Raw genomic sequence first — 25,925 nt, 5'->3', positions numbered from 1 at the left:
GTCGAACTAAGGCGGGAACCGGGGCTGAAAAAAGTTTCGCCGCCTGGGAATTCCGAGGCGGCGAAACGATAGAGTGGCGGGTTTACAGCGCTGCAGGGTAACGGTTACTTCTTCTCCTTCTTGGAGAGCTCCGCAGCAACCTCTTCGCTGATGTCCTTGGGCTTCACCTTTTCGTCGGCAAAGAGAACACCTTTTTCCTCCACCACCAACAGGTAACCGTGGGCCTTGGCGTAGTCGCCGGCCGCCTTCTTGATAACGCCGCCGATTTCGTTGGTGAGCTTGTCCTGCAGTTTTGTTACCTCCAGTTCGCTCGTGCGTGCCAGTTTCTGGTACTCCTCAACCTTCTTCTGGAACTCGGCTGCCTTCGCGGAACGTTCCTTCTGGGTCATGGTGGGGAGCTTGGCTTCGATGGCGGCCTTCTGTTTCTCAAGCTGCTTGGTCTTGGCGTCGAGCTTGCTGCGCAGCTGCTCGGACTTCTTCTTCAGCGACTCGCCGGCAGCCTTTCCTTCCGGAGATTCTGCTGCGACCTTGGCCATGTCGATGTACGCGATTTTTATTGCAGTCGCGTCAGCGTCTTTGGCCGGTGCAACCGCTGCGGCCGGTGCAACCGCTGCGGTAGGTGCAACCGCTGCGGTAGGTGCAACCACTGCGGTAGGTGCAACCACTGCGGTAGGTGCAACCACTGCGGTAGGTGCAACCACTGCGGTAGGTGCAACCACTGCGGCCGCAGCGGCTACTGCAGTTGCAGCGGGGGCAGCATCAGCGGCAAAACCATTGGCGGCAATGAGAGAGGTGAGGGCGGAGCCGATGAGTAGTGTCACGAACCTGGTCATATGATCTTCCTTTGTTTGAGTAGTGTTGACTGCAACTGGGAGAGCATAAAGCCTTTGTTACGCTTTGGCAATTAAAAGAAATGTGCTATGTGGTGCTGAAGTGGCGCCCGGGGGATGGAAAGTGCCGGCAAGGCGTGGCTATAAAGGCAGTTGACTCGTATACGCCTCACTGCTACCATGCCTCAACTTGAAGAGGAGCGACACATGACCGATATACTTCAGAAGCTGCAGGGAGCAACCACCGATGACCCGGCCACCGCGGAGGTTTTGCGAGAGGCAGTGCAAGAGATCCGTGAACTGAGAAAGCAAAGGGACGAACTGGAAGAGATCATGATCGTGCTGTCGCGCACCGAGTTTCCCTGGGATGAGGATGGCAACCCGACCGACGGCCTGCCGCACTTCAAGGAACGCTACCTGAACGCGGTGCACGAGGCCGCCGGGCTGCTCGGGCTCGAGTTGCGCAGCACCATCACCAGGACCGAACCTAGAACCTGATCCCGCCCTTTACACCCAATTGGAGCGCACATGCCTAGCAACATGATGGAATGGGGTTTTGTCGTCGTTTTCTTCCTCCTGCCGGGGACCATAGGCGCCTATGTCGCCTACAGCAAGGGGCGCAACCCGCTGCTGTGGTTTTTGGTGAACGGCCTCTTTGCTCCCACCGTGATGATCACACTCTTTCAGCGCCCGCTGCGACCGGTGCAGGGGCACTACCGGCAGTGCCCGAATTGCAGCGAGTTCAGCAAATGGCGCGAGAGCTCGTGCAGGTTCTGCGGCACGGCGCTTAGCTGAGCCCCACCATGTTTTTCCGCAAGCAAGCCGATTTCGGCCAACTCCTGCGCGAGTTGGGAGGCTTCACCCGCCGGGACGTGACCCAGGGGCTGAAGCTGGCCAAGTACAAGAAAGCGGCGCAGACGCTGCTGAAGAAAGACCCCGTCTCGGCCCATGTCCTGCTTGGGCTGGTCGCCTGCCTGGAGCACGACATCGCCACGATGCACGCCCAGTATCTCCAGGCCATCGAACTCTCGGACTCCTACCTCTCCCTGATGTACTACGCCTTTGCCCTGGAAAAGTCCTGCCTTTGGAACGAGGCCGCCAAGTACGCCCTGCTGGCGTTGGATCGTGCCCCGCAGGAGCCGAAACTGCTTGCCGCAGCCATCGGTATCGCCCCGTTGACCGGGAGGTTTTCACTGCTGAAGAAACTGCTGTCCCAGTGGCAGCAGGATCACGAAGGGGTGCCTCACCCGCGCCAAGGCGATTACGAGGTGACCGAAGCGCTTACTCGCCAGGGGCTAGCGGAACAGGATCTGAAGACGGTACTGGGCGCTATCGGGACTGCCTTTTCCGAAACCGACGCCATGCTGCAGCATTACAGCTACGAACTGGTGCGCGGCAAGAACGCCTCATTCATCCACTACCGTTTCGTCCTCCCGGACAGCCTGGTAGCCACCTATTACGAGGACCGCGTCTCCGAGAGACTCGCCACCATGGCCTGCCATCCCCGCATCTTCGATGCCTTCTCCTTTTCCGTCGAGAACGGCACTCTGTATGAGCTCTACGACAGCATGGAGCGGGAACTTGCCTTCAGTGCCGACACCATCAAGGTTCCGGACCCCGACAAGATGAAGCTGATCGAGGAACTGATCAGGGACGTGGAGGTCTAGGATGGTCAGCAACGAGTCGCGCATCCGCTTTCATGCCGCGTTCGAGCAGGTCCTGGACGAACTGATCGCCGTGGTGGCCAAGGAAAAGGAGAGGAACCCGCAGTCCTACAAGGACTCGCCCCAGGCGAAGCTCTTGGCGCGGGTGTATCGCGCCATCAAGGACGAGATACCGGCTGACCCGCAGCACGCCTCGTTCTACCAGGGAGAGGCCGAGGGGCATGCCTACCGGCAATGGCGCCGCGCCAAGCCCACCAAGGAACACCGGCTCTTCTTCAAGTGGGATAAGGAGACCAACGCCATCATCTACGCCTGGCTCAACAGCGAGGTGAGCCTGGTGAAGTATAGGAGCCACATGGAGGCGTATCGGGCGTTTAGGGGTAAGAGCAAAGGGTGATGGGAATCATGGGAGTGATGGGAAGGATGGGACTTATGGGAAAACTGTAGGGGGCATCGTTTCCAGAGAGCTATGGACCGCAGCGTCCCCGCCCCCGGAGGGGGAGGGACGGGGAGGGGGCTGCAAGTCAGCAGTTGCTTGGTAGGTCCCCCCTCCCAACCTCCCCCCTCAGGGGGAGGAGCTCACGGCCAAGGCTGCGCAATAACCGGCGGGAACCGGCAGGTCTACGAGGCGCCAGCGACCAAGCTCGGCGGGCTCGGCATCGTGCCCCAGGAGGGCGGCCGGTTCACCTGGGCGCAGCGTCACGTCGAAGCCGGTGGAGGGTTGGGAAAAACCGCTGCCGGTGGCTTTCATGTAGGCTTCTTTCCTGGTCCAGCAACGGTAAAAGGCTTCCAACTGCTGCCGCGGGTCCAACCGAAACAACTCTTCACGCTCCCGCACAGAAAAATAGCGCTCCGCCATGGGGCGAAACGCCAGGTCCTGCCGTATCTCTTCCAGATCGACGCCTATCTCCGCTCCGTAACACACCGCTACCAACAGCAGTCCTCCGGAATGGGAGGCGTTGAAGCGTAGTTCATCTGCTCCGTGTCGAGGCGCAAGATGCGGCTTCCCGAACTCACCATCTAGGATCACCAGCTTAGAAGGCTCCTCCCCGACAAGGCCAGCCAGAATCTCCCTCACCAGACCGCGCCCGACAAGGAACTGCTCACGTTTGTCAGGATCGAACAGCCTTGCCCCGCGCCGCAGTTCGTCTTCGCTTAAAAAGCCAACCAGACGCTCCTTGTCGTAGTCCGGGCGCTGCAGCGGTTCGAGCTGGAAATGCGCGCGTACCGACTCCAGCCCGGGAACCGCAATCATGTCGCTGCCTCGAAAGACGCTTTCAGCAGCCTCAACCCTTCCTGCGTCGAAATGCGCGGCGCATAGCCGAGATCCCTGCGGGCGGCGGAGATGTCGAACCAATGGGAGGTGGCGAGTTCCTTGGCGACAAAGCGGGTCATGGGAGGTTCACCGGGAAGCCTCAGCGTTTTCCAGGCCACTTCGCAGGCAACGCCGGCGGCGTAGGCCACACCGGCAGGAATGGTGCGGTTAACCGGCGCGACGTCGGCGGCATCCAGGATGGCGTTCACCATGTCCCACAGCGCAATCGGCTCTCCGTTGGAGATGAAGTACGCCTTGCCGGCCAGCGGGGCATCGACTGCGAGGCGGTCCGCCGCGTTCAGGTGCGCCTCGGCGGCGTTTTCCACGTAGACCGTGTCGACCAGGCAGGTACGGGTGCCGATGCGCCTCAAGGCCCCGGCGCGCCCCTTGGCGACGATGCGGGGTACCAGGTGGTTGTCGTTGGGTCCCCAGATCAGGTGCGGGCGCAGAGAGACGGTGGAGAGGATGCGCGAGTTGGCGGCGAGGACGGCCTTTTCGGCCAGCGCCTTGGTGTGCGGATAGGGGGCATGGAAATGGGCGGGGTAGGGGAGCGACTCGTCGCCACCCTCCACGTCGGAGCCGTCGAAGACCACGCTCGGCGAACCGGTGTAGACCAGGCGCCTGATGCCGAGGATGCGGCAGGTGGCGATTACGTTCTCCGTGCCGACCACGTTGGCCAGGTAATACTCCTGGAAATCGCCCCAGATGCCGGCCTTGGCGGCCACGTGGAAGACGATGTCACACTCTTTGGCCGCCTCGACCACCGCGTTCAGGTCGGAGAGGTCGCCGCGACGCTGCTCGACACCCAGCGCGGCAAGTTCCGGGTAGTCGCCGCGCGAGAAACTGACCACCTCGTCGCCGCGGGCGCGCAACTGCCTGACGATGGCCGAACCGAGAAAGCCGCCCCCTCCGGTGACTAGCGCGCGCATTTCAGGCTCTCCGCTGCCCAGACCGCCAGCTTTTCCCTGAAGATCTTGGCGTTGTGCCGGATGTCCACCGGGAAGGCGGGATGGAACAGGATGGTCTCGACGGACCTGGTGTGAATATGCTCTTCAGCCAGCGTTTTCAGCTCCTTGCGGATCTGCTCCTGGTCGACCTTGACGTCCTTCTCCAACTCGATGCAGATCACCGGCGTAAGTGCTCCCGGCTCGCCGACGCCGACGAGGGCGCTGCGGAACACGGCCGGATGGGTATTGAAGACGGCCTCACAGGGGATGGTGTAGAGGGGACCCGCCTCGGTCTCGACGCGATGGGACTTGCGGCCGCAGAACCAGACGCGGCCTTCTTCGTCCATGCCGCCCAGGTCACCCATGCGGTGAAAGAAGGAGCCGGTTGCCGCGTCGATGATCTTCGAGAGGTGGTCGGATTCCGGGCGGTTGTAGTAGCCGCGGGTCACCTGCTCCCCCTGTACCACGATCTCGCCGATCTTGCCTGTCGGGACGCGCAATTCGTCATCCCAGCCATAGATGGGGTTGTCGGTGATCTGGATGATCTCCAAGCGGATCCCTTTCACGGGGCGGCCGACGCAGACCCCGCCGCCGGCATCGGTTATCATGCGGGTTTCCTGCAGGATCTCGGTGCTGCCGATGGAGCAGACCGGGAGCGCCTCGGTGGCACCGTAGGGGGTAAAGACCTGCACGCCCGGGTTCAGGAGGCTGGTGAACCGCTCCAGGACGGAAGCCGGGACCGGCGCACCGGCCGAGATGGCGCGGCGCAGTGTCGGCAGTTTCACGCCGTGCTCGACGCCGTAGCGCCCCACACGGTTGATGAGCGCGGGGGAACCGAACATGGTGGTCACGCCGTACTCGTTGATCGGTCCCACGATCTTTTTGGGATCTACCGAGCCGGGCCGGGTGAAGTCCATCTCCGGGATAACGGCGGTCATGCCCAAGGCCGGGGCGAACAGGGCGAAGAGCGGGAAGGTTGGGAGATCGATCTCACCCGGCTCGATGCCGTACACCTCCTTGAGCGCCTGCACCTGCGCGGAGAAGTTGCCGTGGCTGTAGATGGCGCCCTTGGGGATGCCGGTGCTGCCGCTGGTGAAGAGGATGGCTGCGACGTCGTCCTTTTGCGTCGGGGCGAGGGTGAAGGGGGTATCGTCCTGCTGTTCCGCGATGATCTTCGCCAGGGTGGTCCCTTCCCAGAACAGGCGTGGGCCGACGGTGACGCAGGTGCGGATGCTCTCCTTGCCCCAGCTAAAGAGCTTGCGGGCGATATGTGCCTTGGGGATGCCGATGAATGCGTGCGGTTCCGCCTCGGAAAAGCATTGTTTCAGGTTCTTGATGCCCAGCCCCGGATCGATGAGGACCGGCACGGCGCCCACCTTGAAGAGGGCGAAGGTGAGGGCGAAGAACTCCGGGCTCGGCGTGACCATGAGCACGGTGCGCACGCCGCTGCGGATGCCGTTGGCTATCAGCCCGCGCGCAATCTTGTCGCTCAGGCTGTTCAGCTCGGAGAAGGTGAGGCTCCGCTTCCCCTTGGGGAAGATGATCGCCCTGGTGTCCGGCTGGCGCCGGGCCATCTCCGGCAGGTGTGCGGCAATGTTGACGAATTCGGTCTCGGCCATCGGTCAGGCAGTCTCCCGGGTCTCGGTCTGCTGCATAAATTGGACGATCATCGGCACCACTTCCTCTTTCATGTCTTCGAGGATGTAATGGCCGGCGTCGGGGTAGCTCTTCACCTGCGCCTTGGGGAAGCGGCGCTGCCATTCGGCCAGGAAGGTGGTATCGAAGACGAAGTCGAGTTCGCCCCAGAAGATGGCCATGGGGAGGTCGCGGAAGCGATCGAGCCCGTTGGCGATCTCGCTCACGAGGTCGTAGCCGCGGTCGCCGGGGGCAAGCGGGATGTCCTGCACGAAACGGAGCGTGGCAATACGGTTCTGCCAGGAGTCGTAGGGGGCGCGGTAGGCCTGCATCAGTTCCTGCGACATCGGGTTCTTCTTGCAGCCGACGATGGAGGCGCCGACGCTGAAGGCGTTGAAACCGCGCACCAGCAGGGTGCCGAGCATGGTGTCGCGGCAGATCTTAAGCCCCAGCGGGAAGGTCTTCTCCTTGGGGAGATGGAACGCGGCGGTATTGAGGACCACGATGCGGCCGATTCTTTCCGGGTGGCGACTCGCGTACCCCATGCCGATCATCCCGCCCCAGTCGTGCACCACCAGGGTGATCTTCCCCTGCAGATCGAGCGAGTCGATCAGGCGCTCCAGGTCGTCGATGCGGCGCGAGAGGGTGTAGTCGTAGCGGTCGTCGCCGGGCTTTTCGGAGAAACCGCAGCCGATGTGGTCCGGCACGATGCAGCGGTAGTTGTCGCGCAGCGCCAGCACCAGGTTGCGGTAATAGAAGGACCAGGATGGGTTACCATGCACCATGACCACCGGCGCGCCGGTCCCCTCGTCGAGATAGTGGTAGGCGAGACCGTCAAGGTCGAGGGTGCAGCCGGTGAAGGGATAATATTTTTTCACTTCGTCTCTCACCAGTCCACTCCCAGCATGAGGCAATTGAGTCCGCTTCCGATGCCCAGGAGGGCGACCCGATCACCGGCGGAAAGCACTTCCCGCTCGTCGGCAAGGGCGGCAGTCAGCGGCAGCGACACGGTTCCCATGTTGCCCAGGAACTCGTAGCTGGTGAAATCCTTGTGCAGCGAGATGCCGAGCGTTTTCAGGATGGCGCTTTGGTGCGCGCTCCCGACCTGGTGGCAGATGACGCGGTCCACGTCGGTCTCCCTCCAGCCCACCTCCGGCAGGAAATCGTCCCAGGTGCGGCGTCCCAGTTCCACACCGTAGTTCATGACGCTGACGGCATCGGTACTCATGGACTGCTCGTAGCCACCCTTGCCGTCCGGGGTCATGCCCCAGAGGCAGAGCCCGTGGTGTTCCGGGGCCGCCTGGGCGATGCCGCCGCGCAGCCTTCTGCGGCCCGATTTAGAGAAGGAGCCGTCGGTGAGGAGCACCGCGACCGCACCCGAGCCGCCGGTGAGGGTGGCGAGCGAACTGGCGAAGTTCTCCATGCTGCGGTCTTCCAGCATCTTGGCGATCATGACGTCGTTGATGTCGCGCGCGCTCTCGCAGGAGACCACCAGGCCCGCTCGGATCTGCCCCAACTCGATGCGGTTAGCGACTTCCAGGATCCCGTTCAGGACGCCCAGGCAGGCGTTGGAGAGGTCGTAGATGGCAGCGTTGCCCGAGACGCCCAGGCCGGCGGCGACGCGGCAGGCGGTAGCCGGCTCGAAGCGTTCGCGGCAGACGCCGGTGTAGAGCAGGGCGCCGATCTCGTTGGGGGAAATGCCCGCCGCTGCCAGCGCCTTTTTACCGGCTGCGATGGCGCCCTTGGAGAGCTGAAAACCAGGCTCCCACCAGCGCCGTTCACGGATGCCGGTCAGGGCCTGCAGCTGTCCCGGTGTGAAGTGCAGCGTCTTGTAAAGCGGCTCCAGCCGCGCCTCGAGCTCGTCCGAGGTAACCACCACCGGAGCGAGTTCGTAACCGAAAGACTCGATATATACCTTGGAATACTTCATCAATCACCTTAAGAAACTGAAGCTGAAAACATGGAAGCGAAAAGCATGACCACAGGGGACACGGAGGTCCACGGAGGGCACAGAGAAAAAAATAAATGGTTGCCCCGGTGGCGAAAGTCCCCCTTTGCGAAGGGGGATTTAGGGGGATTTGGTTTTGTGGGGGAGGGAAATCCCCCCTGTCCCCCCTTCGCAAAGGGGGGGACGTTAGGGCTGGTGCAGCGCTTTGTGGGCAGCATTGTCCAGTTATCGCAACCTAGAACCTAGAACCTAGAACCTAGAACCTAGAACCTAGAACGTAGAACGTAGAACCGGTTTTAGCCCCTCTCCACCTGCACGGTGAAGTCGTTCATCTGGTAGATGGCCCGGCCGTCGACGTACAGGAAGCCTGCGGCGGTGAGGACGCAGTTGGCGTCGTCCACGGCGGTGATCCAGGCTAATACGGTGACTTCCTTGTTGGTCGGCACGACCTGGCCGCGATAGAGCCAGCGGTGCTTGCGCTCCAGGGCTACGGCGACGACGGTGTCCCCTTCGTTCCAGCCCCAGCGCTCGACGGCGGCAAACTTCATCAACTGCAGGAACGATTCCAGCCCCAACGATCCCGGCGTCACCGGATCCTCATAGAAGTGCGCCTTGAAGTACCAGTCCTCGCCTACGACCGTCTTGGTCCCCCTGATATAGCCAAGGCCTGCCGGCCCGCCATCGGCGACGTAGAGGTCGATCCTGTCAATCATCCGTAGCATCTTGTCCGGGAAGGGACGCTGCTCGGGGTAGGGGAGGGAACGGCCGCGACCGGCTTCCTCGGCACTTGGGATGTAGGGAGCCGCTTCCCTGATTCCCACCTGGTTGGCCAGCGCCTCCTTGGCGAAGAAACCGAACATGGTCTCGCCTTCGTACAGCACGCCATGACGGTCGGCAACGGAGAAGTCGAACTCCTGGATGATCATCCCGCCACTGGTGGCCGCCTTGGTAAGGGTCGCGGTGGCGGTCAGGGTGCCGCTGCCCGGCGTAACAGGGCGATGCTGGATCGCCGTGCCGCCGAGGTTGCGGAAGGATATGTCGGTCGGGCTGGTAAGCGCGGAGCCGACGTAGGCCGCCAGCCAACCGCAGGGCTGGAGGGCTGCTTCCAAGAGCACGGCGAAGGGCATGCGCGGCTGGCGGTCGGCGGCGAAGTACCACTCGTCCACCGGGATGTCGTACTGCGCCTCGGCCATGGCGCCAGGCACCATTTGCCACGGTTCGCCCTTGATGCCGGTGACGCGATCCATGAACTGGAACGGCGGGCCGGGGAGGCGGGCGATCTTCCGCTCACTGTCGAAGACCTTGTAACGGTCGCCGAACCCTTCGGAAGGATTGCCGTTGCTGTAGGCCAGGATCTGCTGCTTGGTGTAGATGGCCGGCTTCTGATCGTAGGCAGGCGCCTGCACTGCAGCGGGGGCAAAGTTGAGCGATTGCAAGCCTTTGGTCTGCCACAACTGAAGCAGTGCTTCACGAGTGGTGCCGGTCAGACGCGCGGACATATTGGTGATTTCGACGATGGGCTTGCCGTCGGCGTACATGAGAGCATCGACGATCGCGTACGGTTCCGGGCGGTACCCCAGCTCGCGCACGGTGACCTCGTAGGTGACCACCTTGGTGGTCTCCAGAACCTGGCCGCGGCAGCAGAGTTGGCTGGCGACGCCGGGGACCGGCTGCCAGGCGGCACCGTCGGCCTCGGCGACCCAACCAAGGCGCAGCAGGAAGATGCGCAGCGTGTGCATGCAGCACTCGTACATGAGCGTGCCGGGCATGACGCGGTCATCGACGAAGTGGCAGGTGATGAACCAGTCGTCGGGATGGATGTCCGCTTCGGCGCGAATGAAGCCGAGGCCGCAGCGCCCGCCGTCGGGGACCAGTTCCATGACGCGGTGCACCAGTTCCATCCTGCCGCCGGGGATGGTGAGCGGCCGCTGGATCGGCAGACCGGCGAAGAGCGGGCCGAAGCACCCGGCCAGATCGCCGCGGCGCAGAGCGTCCAACTGGCGTGCGTCGTAAGAGGCGGGCTGCATGGGGACCAGGTACTGCCAGTCAGTCGGCAGCTTGCCAGTGCGGGGACGCAGGTCAATGGCGCCGCGTACGATCCCCTTGCCGGCATCGAGCTCTTCTTGAGAGAAGAAGCCAGCGCAGCCGTTGCGCATGGAGAGAAGCGGCTCTCCGTTCACGGTCGCCTCAAAGTGGAAGCGGAACAGGTAGGTCTCGCCCTGCCTGAAGAAGCGCTCGATGCGGATGTCGTAGTTGATGGTCTCGCCCGGCGCAGGAAGCTCGCGGTGGAAGGTCACCACGGCGTCCAGGAGCCGGTACACGGCGAGTCCCTTGGTGATGAAATCGATGCCGAGGTAGCCGGACAGGAACAGGTCGGCCTGGCCCGCCTCTACCGCGATGCAGGTCGGGATGCGGCCGCCGTCCAGGTACCAGGCGCCGGGATGGACGTCGTGTTGGGTGACCACGCGGCCGCTGGTCATCGATTTCGGCTCGCCCTCGAGCGCCACGATGCGGTGCACGAGCTGCAGCGGCACGTCCGGGAGCCTCACCCTGGTCGGGTAGCTATCCGCCCCGGCGAACTCCGGACCAAGCATCTTGGCCACCGACCCGATAGCGAACTCCAGGCACATGTCGTAGTCGTACAGCGCCGGCAGCGCGCCAGGGTAGGGGGCTGGAGCCGGGACCTGAGCCTGAGTCTCAGTGGGAGCGTAAGCGTGAATTGGGGCCTGACTTGCCACGGGAGAGAATGCTGCAGCTTCAACCACAGAAGATGCCTCACGTCCTCCCCTTTGCGAAGGGGAGACAGAGGGGATTTGCCCCTCTACCGCGATCCCTGCAGCCACCATCTGTTCCTGAATGGAGATCTGCAGCGCCAGCGCGTCAGCGATAGAGCGGCTCAGGTCGTTGGCCACGCGGAGGTACGCATCGTGTGCCTGCTGGTGGGCGTCACGTGCACGGGCAAAATCACCCAGCAAAGGATCGCCGACCGGCTCGGCGGCAGCCGCCTGAGCGACAGGAGGAGCAACCGCAGCGACCGATGCAGCCGTAATAGGTGTGGGCTGTGCCGAAGCCAGAGGTGCGTTAACAGTCGTGACAGTTACAGCTGCAGCGGGTGTAAAGCCTGCCGTTACCGGTGTTTTTTCGATTGTACTTACCGGTTTATTTACGCCGGGCATTACCGGTGCGGCGGTTGCAGCCGGAGCCAGTTCTCTCTCTGCAGCCAACGGCGCGACGTCGGTCGTGGGTGCTAGGGGGACTGGCACCTGCGGAGCCAGTCCCCTCTCCGGCGCGAAGGGTGCGCCGCCCGTGGAGAAGCGAAGGCCTTTGGGCTCGGGTGCCACTACCGATGCCAGCACCGGGACATCGGGCACGTTCGAGAAGAGCGGCTCCAGGTCAACCGGTACACGCTCGGCGCTGAGCTGGGCCAAGAGACGCAGGAGCCCGGAGTTGGCGTCGGTACCCGGCTGGCAGACCGAGCGGGCCACGTGGGGACGGTTGTTGAGGATGCGCCCGATCATCCGGCTGCAGGAAGCGCCGGGACCCATCTCGATGAAGTAGCGGACCCCTTCCTCGTAGGCGGCTTCGATCACCTTGGGATAGTCGATCCCTTCCACGGCCTGGGCCAGGATCGACTCGGCTGCGCTGCGGCGGTTCACCTGGTAGGCGTTGCCGGCGGCACCGCTGTAGAAGGTCACGCCGGCGGGCGGGTTGGTGTTGAAGACGTGCAGGTCGCGGTAGGCGTTGGCCACCTGGCGCGCCACCTCGCAATGCACGGTGGTCACTCCCTGCAGCGGGAAGAAGCGGCAGTCGAGCATGGCCACCAGGTGTTTCACCCACTTAACGTCGCCGCCGATGACGCACTCGTCCGGCGTGTTGACGATGAGCAGGTAGACACGGCTGGTCTTCTTGAGGGCGCGGCGCACTTCGCGCGCGGGTGCGTCGACGACGCCGATGCTCCAGTTGATCTCTTTGCCATCCGGCTCGCCCCAGGCCTCACGGGCGGCGCGGCATTCGCCGGCAAGATCGCGGGTGAACAGGGTGGACGCCTTCATGCGGGTCAGCATCAGGTCGCGCTCGGTCCAGGTGCGGGTGGCGAAGAGCCCGGCGGATTCGCCCAGGCTGTAACTGATCACCGCGTTCGGTTTGATCCCGAAGCGCTGCACCACGTCGGTGACGGCGCATCCGGTGGCCACCTGCCCGAAGATCACGGCGAGATGGTTCTCGTGCACGCTGTCGATGGGCGCGCCGTTCCAGAACTGCTCCGGCTGGAACTGCTCGCGCAGGTACAGGTTTTCCGCGTCCTGGCGGCGGTACACCTCGGGCCAGCGGGCCGACAGCTCCAGCCCCATGCCGGCGAAATGGTTGCCGGAACCGGGGTAGACGAAGCCGATCTTGCCGTTTTTGCCGATGGGGTTGGCGTTAAAGAAGAGACGGTCGCGCTGGGACGGGTGCAGCACCGCCTCCGCGTAGGCCGCGTCGGAGCGCAGGATCCGCTCTCCCTGCTGGCACAGCGAGACCAATTCGTCGGCGCTGCGGGCCACCAGGGAAACCGCAAGCGGTGCGCCGGAGGCGCTGCTTTCCTTGCAGACGCGTCGGGAAAGGATGGACATCTCTGGAGCCGGCCTCTTTTCCGCCGTTTCCCGCAACTGCCGCACGCTTTCAGCCAATTCCTGGCGATCACTTGCCGCGATGATGAACAGGAATTCGTCCCACCCCGCCAGCGGTGCCACCCGTTCGACCGATGCGCGCTCGGGGACGTTGTCGTACCCCTGCAGCACCACGTGGCTCACGCTGCCGTCCACGCCGAAGACGCTGACACCGGCGTGGCGTGCGCCTTCGCTGCGGTTTCTCAGCCAGTAACGCGACCCGTTGGGCAGGAAGAGGGCGCCGTTGCCGGAGAGCTGGCTCACCGGGCGCTCACCGGCACGGGTACCGGGAATGATCTCCTGGTACAGCGCCAGGCAGCCACGCACCAGCGAGGCCAAGCCGGAAGCTGCGCCGGTATGGCCGATGTCGGCCTTGACGCTGGCAACGGGGATTCGCCTCGGTTGCGCCGTGGGCCCCGGCTCGTCGAAGAACTCGGTAAGTGCCGCGGCTTCCATCCGGTCCTCGGCCGCGTTGCCGCTGCCGTGGGCCTCGATTAGTCCGATGCCGGCGGGAGCAACCTCCGCCTCGCCGTAGGCACGTTCCAGGGCGTGACGGTAGGCAGGGACGCCAGGGAGCATGACTTCGCCACTGGCGCTCCCCACACCGCCGATTACCGCGTAGATCCGGTCTCCGTCTCGCTCGGCATCTTCCAGGCGCTTCAGGATCACGGTGGCTGCGCCCTCGCCGACTACGGTGCCGTCGGCGGACTGGTCGAAGGGGGTGGCGCTGCCAAAGCCGGAGTAGGGGCGGTTCAGATGCTGGCCGATGACCGCCCGGAAATCGCCGGCAAGGTCTACGGCACCTACGATGGCGCGATCGATCTCGTTGGACTGCAGTTGGCGCACCGCGGTTTCAAGCGCGCGCAGGCCGGAACTCTCCTCGCTGGACATGGTGAAGCTGGGGCCGCCGCAGCGGAATTCGCGCGCCACGCGACTGGCGACCACGCTCCCCAAGGCACCCATGGTGCGGTTGGCGGTAAGTGCCGGGCCAGCCTGATCACGCAGTTGTTCGATCCAGCGCTCCAGTTCCTCAGGCGAGAGCTGCAGGCCGAGCTGACGGGCCCATGCCTGCGCCTTTTCCGCTATGGTCCAGCGGAAGGCAAAGTTGGTGCTATTCAGATCGAGCGCGATACCGACGAAGACGCCGGCGCGCAGGTTGTCGCCGCGCTCCATGCCCGCATCCTTGATGGCGGCTGCGGCGGACTGCAGCATCAGAAGCTGCTGCGGCAGCATCTCCTCCAGCTCTTTGGGCGGAATACGGAACTGGTCGGTCGGTTGGGCAAACTCGTCCAGGTAGAAGCCGGAGAAGGGAGTGTCCTTCAGCTTTTCCGCTGCAAACCAGGCACTTTGCTCGGCGCCCCACCAGTCCTTGGGTTGGGAGGGCTTGGCAGCGGTATCGCCACCGAGCGCACGGGACTGGAAGGATTTCAGATCCTGCCACTTGCCAAAGCGGGCGTCGAGCCCGACCACCGCCACGGCCGGGGACTGGCTCCGCCAGGTGCCTGTCCCCCTGCTTTCAGGTTCAGCCGCTACGCCACTGGGCAGCCATTCCTCGACCAGCAGGTGCGCGTTGATGCCTCCGAAACCGAACGCGGAGACCGCGGCACGGCGGGGCACACCCTCGGCGCGGCGCTGCCACGGGGTTGCGCCTTTGAGGACGCGGAAAGGGCTTCCTTCCAGCTGAAAGCTATCCGGTGCCTGGTTGAAGTTTGCCGTCGGCGGCAGGGTTTCTTCGGCCATCGACAGCAGCACCTTGGTCAGCGCGGCGGAACCGGCGGCGGTCAACAGGTGGCCGATGTTGGACTTTACCGATCCGATGACGCATCCCTTGCCGGTGGCGTCGCCCCACAGTTCCCTGAGGCTGCCGACTTCTGTGGCGTCGCCGACCGGGGTACCGGTGGCGTGGCACTCGATCAGGTCCACGTCCTGCGGCTGCCAGCCGGCCTTCTCGTAGGCGGAGCGCATGGCGCGCAGCTGGCCGTCGGCCATCGGTGCCAGTAGGCTGCCGCCCACGTCGTTGGAGAGGCCGATCCCCTTGATAACGCCGTAGATCCTGTCTCCGTGCGCGAGGGCGTCATCCAGCCGCTTCAGCACGAAAATGCCGGCGCCTTCGCCCACGACCAGACCGTCGCCGGAGGCGTCGAAAGGCGAGCAGATGCCGCGGCGCGACAGGGCGCGCAACTGGGCAAAGCCCATCTGGGTATAGAGCGGATCGGGACGGGACAGGCCGCCGGTGAGCATGGCATCGGCGCGGCCGGAAAGGAGTTCGTCGCAGGCGAGCTTTATCGCGTAGAGCGAGGAGGCGCAGGCGGCGTCCAGGGTGCTACAGCCGCCGCCGAGACCGAGCGCGGCAGCAAGGAGACCGGCGGGAAGGCCGGCCACGTAGCGGTTGAGCGGGTTGGGGATCGGGTCGCTGCCGGCGTGGCCTAAAAGCTTTTCCTCGAAGGTCCGCCCCAGGAGGGCGCGGGAGAGTTCGGCGGATTTCTCGCTGGGGAGCGCCAGGTTGCCGATGATGACGCCGACGCGGGAGCGATCGACCTTGGCGGTGACCGCACTGTCGAAGGCCCTCTTGCCGGCGTGCAGCAGCAGGTGGCAGGCGGGATCGAGTCCGTCGGCGAGTTTCGGGTCGATCTGCAGCCCGGAAAGCGAGGACAGGGGAGGGAGGCTGTCGATGAAGCAGCCACGCTTGGAGTAGACGTGGTCCGGCTTGCCGGCCTCGGGATGAAAGGCGGCGTCAGCCGCGAGGGCCCAGCGTCCGGCCGGGACCTCGCGCGCCGCGCTCTTGGCGTTACGGATGTTTTCCCAGAAAGTTGTCAGTTCCGGCGCGTCGGGAAAGATCCCGCCCAGGCCGACGATTGCCACGGAAGGCGACTGCTGCTTCATGCCTATGCCGCCCCCACAACCGTTACGGTCCTAAGCTTGTTGCGCTGGAAGGCCTGTTTCAGTGAGGGGTCGATGACGCACTCGTACCCTTCGAGGCGCGCCACCAGCTTGCCGCTGCTGCGGTCCAGGAATTCCATGTCGGCACTGGCGCCGTGCTGGCTCTCGGAGGTGACGCGGATGACGACCTGCACGCCTTCGCGCGGGAAGGACTCCTGGAACTGGCGGTAGCGCCCGGCGAAGCAGGGGAGGGAACCGGCGCCGAAACGTTCGAAGCTCCAGAGAATCATCATCTGGAAGGCGCTGTCGAGGACCAGCGGATCGGTGAGCCAGGAACTCCTCAGGGGGCGCCTGATCCACTTGGCAGGCGCCGGGGCGCCCTTGACCGAGGCGGCGATTCCCTTGGCGGAGCAGCCGTCCACCTGCTCGATGCCGTGCAGGTCCGGCCCGTGGAACAGGCGCTCGTTGTTGTAGATCACGCCGTCATGCGGGGCGTACGGGGTGCTCGGGATCTCCTTGATGGAGCGAATACCCTCCGGGTGCTTGGTGGCCAGCACGATCTCGGCACGGGCGTGCAGGATGGTTTTGCCGTTGACGCCCGGGCTGGACAGTTCAACCGGTACCAGCCAGAATGACTCGCGTTTTTCGGCACGGCCCGCCATCACGTTGAGCGTGAACGGCGTGTTGTCCTCGAAGACCACCCCCTTGCAGATGCGCAGGTCGTTGAAGCCGTGGAAACGGAAGCCGGGGTTGCCGTGCAGTGCGCCGTGGGCGAGCCATTCGACGATGACCGCCATGGGGAGCACCGCCTTGCCGTCCAGCACGTGGGAGCGCAGGAAGGGGTATTCCGGCACGGTCAGGGTGAGCGAGAAGGCCTCAGACAGGCTCTGCGGCTTGCCCGCTGCGGGTGCCGCGGCGCTAACCTGCTCGGGGAGCTGGGCTATGGCGACGATCTCGACCGGTGCGTCGGCGGCGGAGATTTCGCGCGCCAGGAACTCGCCACCCTCGGCGAGGCCGATGACGCCGATCCCTTCCGCAGCGAACACCTTCTTCAGTGCCGGGGTGACCATGCCACCGTCCCACGGACCCCAGTTGATGCTGACGCAGCGGCAGCCGGTGCGGCGGCGCGCCTCGGCCTGGGCCGTCTTGTTGAGCACCTCGTTGGCGACCGCGTAGTCGACCTGACCAACGCGGCCGAAACGGCCGGTGGAGGACGAGAACAGGGCCACGAACTTGAGGTCGTCGTTGCGGGTTGCGTGCAGCAGGGCGCGCAGGCCGTGCACCTTGGTGCTGTAGACCTGTTCGAACTGCTCCGGGGTCTTGTCCACGATGAGACGGTCCGCCAGGACGCCGGCACCGTGCACCACGCCGCGGATCGGGCCGTGGGCGCGACGGATTTCGCCCAGCAGAAGCTCCATCGCGCTTTGATCGCGGATATCGACCGAGCGGTAGATTGCCTCGGCGCCGGTTGCAGCGATGGCGGTCAGGGTTTCGCGCAGTTCGCGCCCGGCCACCACGGAGCGGTAGCGCTCCTCGATCTCGCGGGGGTGCAGCTTACCGGTGGCGTTCTGCATGATGGCGCGCTTGATCTCGGCCTCATCGCTGACACCGGAGAGCCAGGTGGGCTCTTCCTGCGGCTCGGGGCTGCGCCCCAAAAGCACCAGGAAGGGATGGTATTCCTTGGCGAGCGCCAGGGCGGAAACCGCGGTGACGCCACGTCCGCCGCCGGTGATCACTACGACGTCACCCTGATCCAGGACCGGATCAACCGGGGCCGGTGCGGCGGGGAGAACGACGGTCTGGAGGCCGAAGCGACCTTCCGGGGTCAGGCCTACTTCGACCGGGCCGCGGCGCAGCATCTCGATGGCCACGGCGCCTGCGGCGGCTGCGGGGTGGGCGAACTCACCCAGGTCGATGGCCTTGCAGGCGACCTCGGGCCACTCGAAAGCGGCCGTCTTGGTTAGACCGGCCAGGGCCCCGGAAAGGGGATCCTTCAAGGTCTTGCCGGAGCCGAACCCGAAGGCGCCGTCCAGGCGGGAAACGGTGACGCAGACCGCGCCCTCGGCGCGCCCGGACTCGCCCAGGGCCGCCGCGGCGTTCTTCAGCAGGCGGAAGGCGTTTTCCAGGAAGAGATCATCGGTGCCGGCCACGGGTGCGCAGATGACCAGGCCGGAAAGCTTGCCGGCCGGTGCGATCTGTTGCGCCTGCGCCGCGTTGACCTTGCGCACCGAGCAACCGTGCTCGAGCAGGATGCCGCACAACTCCGCAGCAAACGCGGAGCCGTCGTCGGTGACCCAGATCTCGCCGTCGTTGGCGAGGGTGATCGCGTCGTCATCGCTGTCGCCGAGCAGTACCGGGGCCATGGAGCTGCGCTCGATGGGGTGCGCGGGACTTTCCACCGGCGCTGCCGCGGTAACGGCAGGTGCGGCCTCTACAGTGGCAGGAGCAGCTATCTCGGCGGCGGTGGTCGCAGCCGGAGCAGCGGGAGCAGCAGGTTGTGCCGGACCGGCAAGGAAGTTGGCGATGTCACCCAGGGTACGCAGGGTGCCCAGGTGCTCCGGGCCGATGGCCGGGCAGGACGGGAGGCGCTCCTGCAGGGCAGAAAGAATCTCGACACGCTTGATGGAGTCGATACCGAGGTCGGAATCCATGCCCATGGTCAGTTCCAGCATCTCCGCCGGGTAACCGGTCTTGTCGCTGACGACTTCGAGCAGGGCTTGGCAGACGGCGGCATGGTCGACGACGGCGGCTGAGGGGGCAGCGACCGGTGCAGCGGGTGCAGCCGGGGCGGCAACAGCGGCAGCGGCCGGGGCCGCGGCAGAACCGGCGCCGAGGAAGCCGGCGATGTCACCCAGGGTGCGCAGGGTGCCCAGGTGCTCGGGACCGATGGTTGGGGAACCCGGGAGGCGCTCCTGCAACGTGGACAGGATTTCGACGCGCTTGATGGAGTCGATGCCCAGGTCGGAGTCCATGCCCATGGTGAGTTCGAGCATTTCAGTGGGATAGCCGGTTTTCTCGCTGACCACGTCCAACAGTGTGGCGGTCACATCGGCGGTAACGGTGGTGGACACCATGGACGCGGTGGATGCAATGGAAGGTGCGACGCCTGCAGCAAGGTGACCGGCGATGTCGCCGAGGGTACGCAGGGTGCCGAGGTGTTCGGGACCGATGGCGGGAGAGCCGGGAAGACGCTCCTGCAGTGTGGACAGGATCTCTACACGCTTGATGGAGTCGATGCCGAGGTCGGAATCCATGCCCATTTCAAGTTCGAGCATTTCCACGGGGTAGCCGGTCTTCTCGCTTACTACGGCCAGCAGGGTCGCGGTCACATCGGCAGCAGCGGTGGTGGACATGATGGACGCGGTGGACGCAATGGAAGGTGCGACGCCTGCAGCAAGATGTCCGGCGATGTCACCAAGGGTACGCAGGGTGCCAAGATGCTCGGGGCCGATGGCCGGGGAGCCGGGCAGGCGCTCCTGCAGCGTAGAGAGGATCTCGACGCGTTTGATGGAGTCGATGCCGAGGTCGGAGTCCATTCCCATCTCGAGTTCAAGCATCTCGACCGGATAGCCGGTCTTCTCGCTGACCACGGCAAGGAGGGTTTCGGTCACGTTGGAAGGGGGACAGGCACCTGCGGAGCCAGTCCCCGTGCTGGTGACTGCGCTGGCGGCGGCCGGTGCTGCCGCTACGGCAGACGCGGCGCCTGCGGCGAGATGGCCGGCGATGTCGCCCAAGGTACGCAGGGTGCCCAGGTGCTCAGGCCCGATCACGGGGGAGCCGGGGAGGCGCTCCTGCAAGGTGGAAAGGATCTCGACGCGCTTGATGGAGTCAATGCCGAGGTCGGAGTCCATGCCCATGTCGAGTTCAAGCATTTCTATGGGATAGCCGGTTTTCTCGGAGATGACGGCCAGAAGAGTTTCAGTCACGCGGGAAGGGGGACAGGCACCTGCGGAGCCAGTCCCCGCAACGGCGGCGACCACCGGTGCCGGAGCAGCCTTGGCAACCGCGGGAGCGGGCACCGGAGCGACCGCCGGGGCCACAACGGCTGCGGCCGGAGCCACGTAGGCAGGCGCCTGGACAGGGGCGGCAGGCGCAACCGGAGCAACAGCAATCGGTGCCGCCTGCATGGCCGGAGCCGAGGGCGCACCCATGATCAACCGCTGTTGCTGCTCGAGGAGCGTCTGGAAGGTTTTGGCTGCGGCTTCCTGTCCTTCGAGGAAGCGGCGATGCAGCAGCGCAGTATCCTCCTGCATCTTCTGCAGGACGGCCATGCCTTCGCGGGCCACCCGGAGAGATTCGTTCAGTGCAGCGTGAGAGGCCGGCTGGGCAACGGTCTGCGGCTGGTACGCCGGCGTTGCAGGTGTAGCAGGTGTAGCAGACTGGTAGCTCGCTTGCTGCGGAGCAACAACGGCAGCCTGGACCGGCGCGGCAGGCGCAACTGCAGGAGCGACCGGCGCTGCGGCAACCACAGCAGGTTTCGGCTGAACCGGCGGTTTTTTCGGCTTGGCCTTCACGTAATTGGCGCCGCAGAGCGGAATGGTCAACGCGGGCTTCTTGCCGGTCGGTGCCGGAGCGGGGGTATGCCCCTCGTCCCAGAGCGCGAGGTTCACGCCGTAGCCAAGCACGGCGAGTTGCGCCAGGGTGCGGGCCAGGTCGGCGACACCGGCGCGCTTGCCGGACGAGGCGTCGAGGGCGAAGGCAAGGTGGGGACGGTTGCCCAGGATGGCCTGCACGAGGCCGGTCAGGCGATTGCCGGGGCCGACTTCGACGAAGTTGGTGATACCTGCCGCGTACATGGCCTCGATCTCGGCTACGAACTCGACCGGTTTGGCGAGCTGTGCGGCCAGCTGCGCCTTGGCGGCAGCCGCATCGGCCGGGTAGACGGCGGCGGTGGTGTTGGCGTAGACCGGGATCTTCGCCTGCGGCATGTCGATCTTTTCCAGGGCAGCCAGGAACGGCTTGGCGGCGTCGGCGACCAGCGCGCTATGGAAGGCGGCGGCAACCGGCAGTTCCTTGCAGGTGAGGCCAAGCCCCTTGAAGACGGTGACGGCGCGCTTGATCTCGGCGCTGGCGCCGGAAAGAACGGCCTGGGTGGGGGCGTTCTTGTTGGCGATGACCAGGTCGAGCTTCTCTGCGGCGACCACTTCGGCGATCTTCTCCAGCGGCGCGGAGACGGCCAGCATGCTCCCCTTGTCACCGGAGCCTGCGCCCATCAGCTTGCCGCGCAGGCGGGACAGCTCGTGCAGCGCGCTCTCGTCGAGCCTGCCGGCGGCGCACAGTGCGGTCAGTTCGCCGTAGCTGTGACCGGCAACCGCGTCGGCGTCAACGCCGAAGTCCCGCAGCACGCGCAGCGCTCCGAGGCTGGTGGCGCCAATGGCGGGCTGGGCGGCCTGGGTGGCGCGCAGTTCCTCCTCCTGCCTGGCGCGGGTCGCGTCATCATAGGCGGAAGGGGGATAGATCAGGTCGGAAAGCATCTTGCCGTCGGCACCGACGAAACCTTCGTTGGCGGCGGCTACGGCGTCCAGCACTTCCGGGAAGCTGCAGGCGAGGTCGTTGAGCATCCCGGTGTACTGCGAGCCCTGGCCGGGGAACAGCATGCCGAGCTTTCCGGGGGCCCCACCGCAGGCGAAGTAGGCGCCGTCGGGAGTCTGCCAGGCGGATTTCGCGTTCTTGTCCAGCATGGCGCGGGCGTTCTTCACCAGCGAGGCGAGGTTGGTCTTACTGCGCTCCACCACCAGCGCGAGGCGGCAGGGGGCTTTGGCGTCAAAGGAGGTGCGGGAGGCGAGCGCCAGGTCGCGCAGTGCGCGCCAGGTCGCATCGGCAGGGACCGAGTCGAGCTTGGCGGCAAGCGCGGCGCCGTCGGCACCGGAGAAGGCAAGGATCTGGGTGTTGCCGTCCCAGTCGACGCACTGCTTCTTGGGCTGGTACTCCTCGAGGACCACGTGGAAGTTGGAGCCGCCGAAACCGAAGGCACTGACCGCGGCGCGGCGCGGGGCATCGGGACGGGGGAACCAGGGGCGCTTGCCGGCCGGGAGATAGAAGGGGGATTCGTCACCAATAACAACGCTCTGCGGGGTCTGCACCTTGATAGTGGGCGGGATGACCTTGTGGTGCAGGGCGAGCGCCGCCTTGATCAGGCCCGCGGAACCTGCCGCAGCCTTAGTGTGGCCGATCTGGGATTTCACCGAGCCGAGGGCGCACCACGGATTCTCCGCCTTGCCGTACACCTCGCGCAGCGCGCTCACTTCGACGGCGTCGCCGACCTTGGTGCCGGTGCCGTGGGCTTCCAGCATGCCGATGCTTTCCGGGGTGACGTCCGCGTTCTTGTAGGCGTTCAGCAGTGCCTTCTTTTGGCCGGCGGAGCTGGGGGCGTAGATGGCGTCACCTTTGCCGTCGCTGGAAGAGCCGATGCCACGGATCACCGCGTAGATCTGGTCGCCGTCGCGCTCGGCGTCCACCAGACGCTTCAGCACCACGATGCCGAGGCCTTCACCCAGAATGGTGCCGTCAGCCGAGACGTCGAACGGCTTCGCGTTGCCGGTGGGAGAAAGGGCAGGGGTCTTGCTGAAGCACATGTACATGAAGATGTCGTTGAAGGTGTCGATGCCGCCGCTGACGACGATATCGGACTTGCCCGACATGAGTTCCATGGACGCCAGGTGCAGCGCGCTGAAGGAGCTGGCGCATGCCGCGTCGACGACGCAGTTGGTGCCGCCCAGGTCGTACTGCTTGCTGATCCTGCCTGCCACGACGTTGCCCAAAAGGCCCGGGAACGAGTTTTCCTGCCACGGCACGTAGGAGTCGGAGATGCGCTCGACCACGTCCTTGGCGGTTGCCTCGTCGACCCCGGCGTCCTTCAGCGCGGAGCGCCAGACCGGGTGGCCAAGACGCGCACCCAGCGGGATCACCAGCTCCAGGGTTCCGGTGACGCCCAGGATGACGGAGACGTTGCTCTTGTCGAAGGCCCGGTCGGGGCCGTAACCTGCGTCCTTGAGCGCCTGCCCGGCGGCGACCAGTCCCAGCAACTGCGAGGTGTCGATCGCCTCCAGCACGTTGGGCGGGATGTTGAATTCCATCGGGTTGAAATCGACCGGCGAGAGGAAGCCGCCGCGGCGACCGTAGGTGCGGTCCGGGCTCTTCTGGTCCTCGTCGTAATAGGCGTCCACCGGCCAGTGGGTGGAGGGGACTTCCGTGATGGCGTCGACCCCGTCCTTGATGTTGGCCCAGTAGGCGTTTTTATCCGCGGCCTGCGGAAAGAGGCAACCGATGCCGATGATGGCAAGCTGAGTTCCGTTGCTGGAGACGGCAGGTTTCAGATCATCAGTTTTCAACAAAGGTACTCCTTGATTTGAGCGATTTCGAGGGGTTGCGGTGCGATCTCTTCCAGGCGGAGCTCTATGCCCTGGCTGCGCAGGAAATTGGCGCGGGTCAGGTGCGCCGCACCGTGCAGGATATTGAGCGCAACGGTCACGATCTTGCGCTCGGCGGCTGCATCCAGGAAGGAGCCGGCGGCCCATTCGTTGAAGGCACCCATGGCGGGGCCACACCAAACCTGGTAGTCCATCTTGCGGTTTTCAACGCCGTCTTTGGCCCAGTGTGCCCCCATGCCGAGGTACCAACGGAAGACCAGCGCCATCTTGTGTTTCGGGTCGCGCTCGCTGCGCTCAACCTGGGACGGGTCGCGCTTGAGGAAGTAGTCCCGGGTGCCGCGCCAGATCTCTTCCAGGGGCGCCAGGAACATGGTCTTTTCCAGCTTTTCGCGCTCGGCGGCCGGGATCTCGTCCATGCTGCCGTAGGCGCGGTACAGGTCGTACAGCTTCGCGGCGCGCATCGGGAACATGGTGCCGCGCTTCAGGACCTGCACGGTGACACCCATCTCGAACATGTCGGCGGCAGGGGCCATGGTGACGTCGGCCTGGCGGGTGCCGGCCAGCATGCCGCGCACGGTGTCGGAGGTGCCGGACTCGACGCAGGCCTGGTTTACCGATCCCGTCATGACGTAGGCGGCGCCCATGGCGAAGGCGGCGGCGGCCGAAGCCGGGGTGGAGACACCTCCGCCGAGACCGACGCGCAGCTTGCAGTCATAGCCGTACTGGCGCTCCAGCCGCGCAGCCAGCGAGTTGATGGTCGGGAAGAGGGCCATGGCCGGGCGGTTGTCGGTGTGCCCGCCGGAATCGGCCTCGGCGGTGACGTCCTGCGCCAGGGGCACGTGGGCGGCCAGTTCGGCTTGTTCCGCGGTGATGGAGCCGTTCTCTACCAGGGCGCGCAGCAGTTTCTCCGGGGCAGGGGCGAAGAACTTCGCCGCCAGTTCCTCGCGGGAGACCTTGGCGATAATGCGGTTGGGTGTGACGATGCTGCCGTCGGCGGCGCGCTTGATGCCGTGCAGGCGGTAGCGTACCAGGGGGAGGGTCAGGGCGAGGAACGCCGAGGCTTCGATGATGCGCACACCCTTGCGGATATAGAGTTCGGCCAGTTCCTTTTCCAGCTCCGGCTCGTGCGGGGAGTGGATCAGGTTGAAGCCATAGGGAATGTCGCCCAGGGACTGCTTGAGGCGGTCGGCGGTGTCCGAGACCGTGGCAATGGGAAGGCCGGCAGCGCCGAAGAAACCGAGCATCCCTGCGCGCCCCAGTTCCTCGGCCATGGCTGCTGAACTGATCCCCTTGGCCATGGAACCGCCCAGGTACGGGTAGCGGATGCCGATCTCGCGGCAGAATGAGGGGTCACCCAGGTTTTCCGGGAGGCAGGCCGGGGCATAGCCGACACAGGAGGCAACGCTGCCTGCGCCGCCCAACTGGGGGACCAGTTCGCCGCCGCGCTGTACCAGGTACAGGGGATGACGCACGACGCGGAGCGCGTCTCTTAGACTCATAACGGCAGGCTCGGAATTCTCAGATTTGGCAGAGCGAGCGCCAGGCTCACCCTGAAGTGAAAAAAGATCCAAACGGGATTCTCCTGTTGCCACGAATTTGCAGCGGAGTTGTGATGCCTAATGGTACTGGATCGGCAGAGGGACAAAGCTCGGGTATCGAGGAGGCAGGTCCACGCATCATGTCGATTGCTGCAACGAAAGCCGGATCCGGCTGTAAGTATTGGCGCCCAGTTTAACAGAGTACGTGTACATTAAATCGAGCAAAAAAGCAAGACAAGACGCGGGTTCAGGGCAAGTTTTAACAGTGCGGGAAGAGGGTTGAGAGTCATGCTCCTCCCTTTTGTTTGATCGCTTTAACCACGTATGGGTAAACGGTCTCTGTGACGATGCCGTACCCCTTGCCGGTCGGGTGGATGCCGTCGGAGAGGTTGAGCCCCTCCTTGCCGGCAACCTTGTCCAGGAAGAACGGGACCAGGATCACCTTGCGCTCCTTGGCGACGCGGGGGTAGATGGCGGCGAATTTAGCAGTGTAGGAGGGGCCGAGGTTCCTCAGAATTCTCATGCCGGCCAGTACCACCATGACGCCCTTGCCTTGCAGCGAAGAGACGATCTTGTCGATGTTGCGGCGGGTGAATTCGGGGTCCTGGCCGCGCAGGCCATCGTTGGCGCCGGTTTCCAGGATGACGATGTCGGGCTTGAGCTTCATGAGCCAGTCGACACGGGCCAGGGCGCCGGTGCTGGTCTCGCCGCTGATGCCTGCGTTGATGACGGTCCACTGGTAGCCGGACTGGTGCAGTTTGCGTTGCAACTGGGCCGGGTAGGCCTCCGACTCGGGGACACCGTAACCGGCGGTGAGGCTGTCGCCGAAGGCGACGATGGTGCCGTGGCTGTCGGGCTTGGCGGCGCCCGCGGCCAGGGCCGGTCCGGCACCGGTGACGGTGCAGAGGGCGAGGGTGAATATAGTGAAAAGATTGCGCATGAGGTTCTCCTTTGCGTAAAGCATGTGCCGCAGCCTGAGGGGGACTGGCTCCGCAGGTGCCTGTCCCCTTAGGCCTTCCTGCCCCCCCTCCCGACCTCCCCCCTCCGGGGGGAGGAGGCCTAAGGCCCGTCCCACAAACTTTGAACTGTGAAGCGGGCACGGTAAACCAAGGGGGACAGGCACCTTGCGGAGCCAGTCCCCTTAACACCTTT

At 64.8% G+C, this 25,925-nt stretch carries 14 protein-coding genes; 4 read left to right on the top strand and 10 right to left on the bottom strand.

The window, feature by feature from the left end:
• Window positions 1–104 precede the first annotated feature (104 nt).
• On the bottom strand, window positions 105–833 hold the full coding sequence (locus JFN91_RS08720) for an OmpH family outer membrane protein (RefSeq protein ID WP_199388809.1): 729 nt from the start codon (window positions 831–833) through the stop codon (window positions 105–107).
• Window positions 834–1,037: 204 nt separating this feature from the next.
• Between JFN91_RS08720 and JFN91_RS08715 the strand changes: the two genes are divergently transcribed.
• Genes JFN91_RS08715 through JFN91_RS08700 form a run of 4 tightly spaced genes read left to right on the top strand, consistent with a single transcriptional unit; the run spans window position 1,038 to window position 2,891 of the window.
• Window positions 1,038–1,328 (top strand): hypothetical protein, encoded by a 291-nt coding sequence (locus tag JFN91_RS08715; protein WP_199388808.1) that lies wholly within the window; start codon window positions 1,038–1,040, stop codon window positions 1,326–1,328.
• Window positions 1,329–1,358: 30 nt separating this feature from the next.
• Window positions 1,359–1,625 (top strand): hypothetical protein, encoded by a 267-nt coding sequence (locus tag JFN91_RS08710; RefSeq protein ID WP_199388807.1) that lies wholly within the window; start codon window positions 1,359–1,361, stop codon window positions 1,623–1,625.
• An 8-nt stretch (window positions 1,626–1,633) separates the two neighbouring features.
• The gene (locus JFN91_RS08705) at window positions 1,634–2,497 is read left to right on the top strand and encodes a hypothetical protein (protein WP_199388806.1); all 864 of its coding nucleotides are present in this window, start codon (window positions 1,634–1,636) and stop codon (window positions 2,495–2,497) included.
• 1 nt (window position 2,498) lies between these two features.
• Window positions 2,499–2,891, top strand: coding sequence for a type II toxin-antitoxin system YhaV family toxin (locus tag JFN91_RS08700; protein ID WP_199388805.1), 393 nt, complete (start codon window positions 2,499–2,501; stop codon window positions 2,889–2,891).
• A gap of 168 nt (window positions 2,892–3,059) precedes the next feature.
• Here the strand turns inward: JFN91_RS08700 and JFN91_RS08695 are convergent, their stop codons facing one another.
• The 9 genes from JFN91_RS08695 to JFN91_RS08655 all read right to left on the bottom strand — a co-directional run bounded on the left by JFN91_RS08695 (window position 3,060) and on the right by JFN91_RS08655 (window position 25,713).
• Window positions 3,060–3,749, bottom strand: coding sequence for a 4'-phosphopantetheinyl transferase family protein (locus JFN91_RS08695; protein WP_199388804.1), 690 nt, complete (start codon window positions 3,747–3,749; stop codon window positions 3,060–3,062).
• The gene (locus JFN91_RS08690; RefSeq protein WP_199388803.1) at window positions 3,746–4,738 is read right to left on the bottom strand and encodes an NAD-dependent epimerase/dehydratase family protein; all 993 of its coding nucleotides are present in this window, start codon (window positions 4,736–4,738) and stop codon (window positions 3,746–3,748) included. Before JFN91_RS08690 ends, JFN91_RS08695 begins: the two co-directional genes overlap by 4 nt.
• Entirely contained in the window at window positions 4,726–6,375 is a 1,650-nt protein-coding gene (locus tag JFN91_RS08685) for a fatty acid CoA ligase family protein (protein ID WP_199388802.1), read from the bottom strand. Before JFN91_RS08685 ends, JFN91_RS08690 begins: the two co-directional genes overlap by 13 nt.
• A 3-nt stretch (window positions 6,376–6,378) precedes the next feature.
• Window positions 6,379–7,281, bottom strand: a complete 903-nt coding sequence (locus tag JFN91_RS08680; RefSeq protein WP_199388801.1) for an alpha/beta fold hydrolase — start codon at window positions 7,279–7,281, stop codon at window positions 6,379–6,381.
• A complete protein-coding gene (locus tag JFN91_RS08675) occupies window positions 7,278–8,321 on the bottom strand; it encodes a 3-oxoacyl-ACP synthase III (protein WP_199388800.1) in 1,044 nt (347 codons plus the stop codon). Before JFN91_RS08675 ends, JFN91_RS08680 begins: the two co-directional genes overlap by 4 nt.
• A 314-nt stretch (window positions 8,322–8,635) precedes the next feature.
• Window positions 8,636–15,868 (bottom strand): beta-ketoacyl synthase N-terminal-like domain-containing protein, encoded by a 7,233-nt coding sequence (locus JFN91_RS08670; protein WP_199388799.1) that lies wholly within the window; start codon window positions 15,866–15,868, stop codon window positions 8,636–8,638.
• Window positions 15,869–15,870: 2 nt separating this feature from the next.
• Window positions 15,871–23,196: a type I polyketide synthase gene (locus tag JFN91_RS08665; protein ID WP_199388798.1), complete on the bottom strand. Its 7,326-nt coding sequence runs from the start codon at window positions 23,194–23,196 to the stop codon at window positions 15,871–15,873.
• Complete coding sequence (locus JFN91_RS08660) at window positions 23,193–24,806, bottom strand: PfaD family polyunsaturated fatty acid/polyketide biosynthesis protein (RefSeq protein WP_199388797.1); 1,614 nt, start codon at window positions 24,804–24,806, stop codon at window positions 23,193–23,195. The genes JFN91_RS08665 and JFN91_RS08660 overlap by 4 nt, the downstream gene beginning before the upstream one ends.
• Window positions 24,807–25,059: 253 nt before the next feature.
• On the bottom strand, window positions 25,060–25,713 hold the full coding sequence (locus JFN91_RS08655) for an arylesterase (protein ID WP_236015036.1): 654 nt from the start codon (window positions 25,711–25,713) through the stop codon (window positions 25,060–25,062).
• Between the last annotated feature and the right edge of the window lie 212 nt (window positions 25,714–25,925).

This window comes from Geomonas anaerohicana (assembly GCF_016458305.1).
In the GTDB taxonomy this organism is placed as follows: Bacteria; Desulfobacterota; Desulfuromonadia; order Geobacterales; family Geobacteraceae; genus Geomonas; species Geomonas anaerohicana.
The sequence above is the reverse complement of the archived record's forward strand: the minus strand, read 5'-3'. Positions and strand labels throughout refer to the sequence as shown.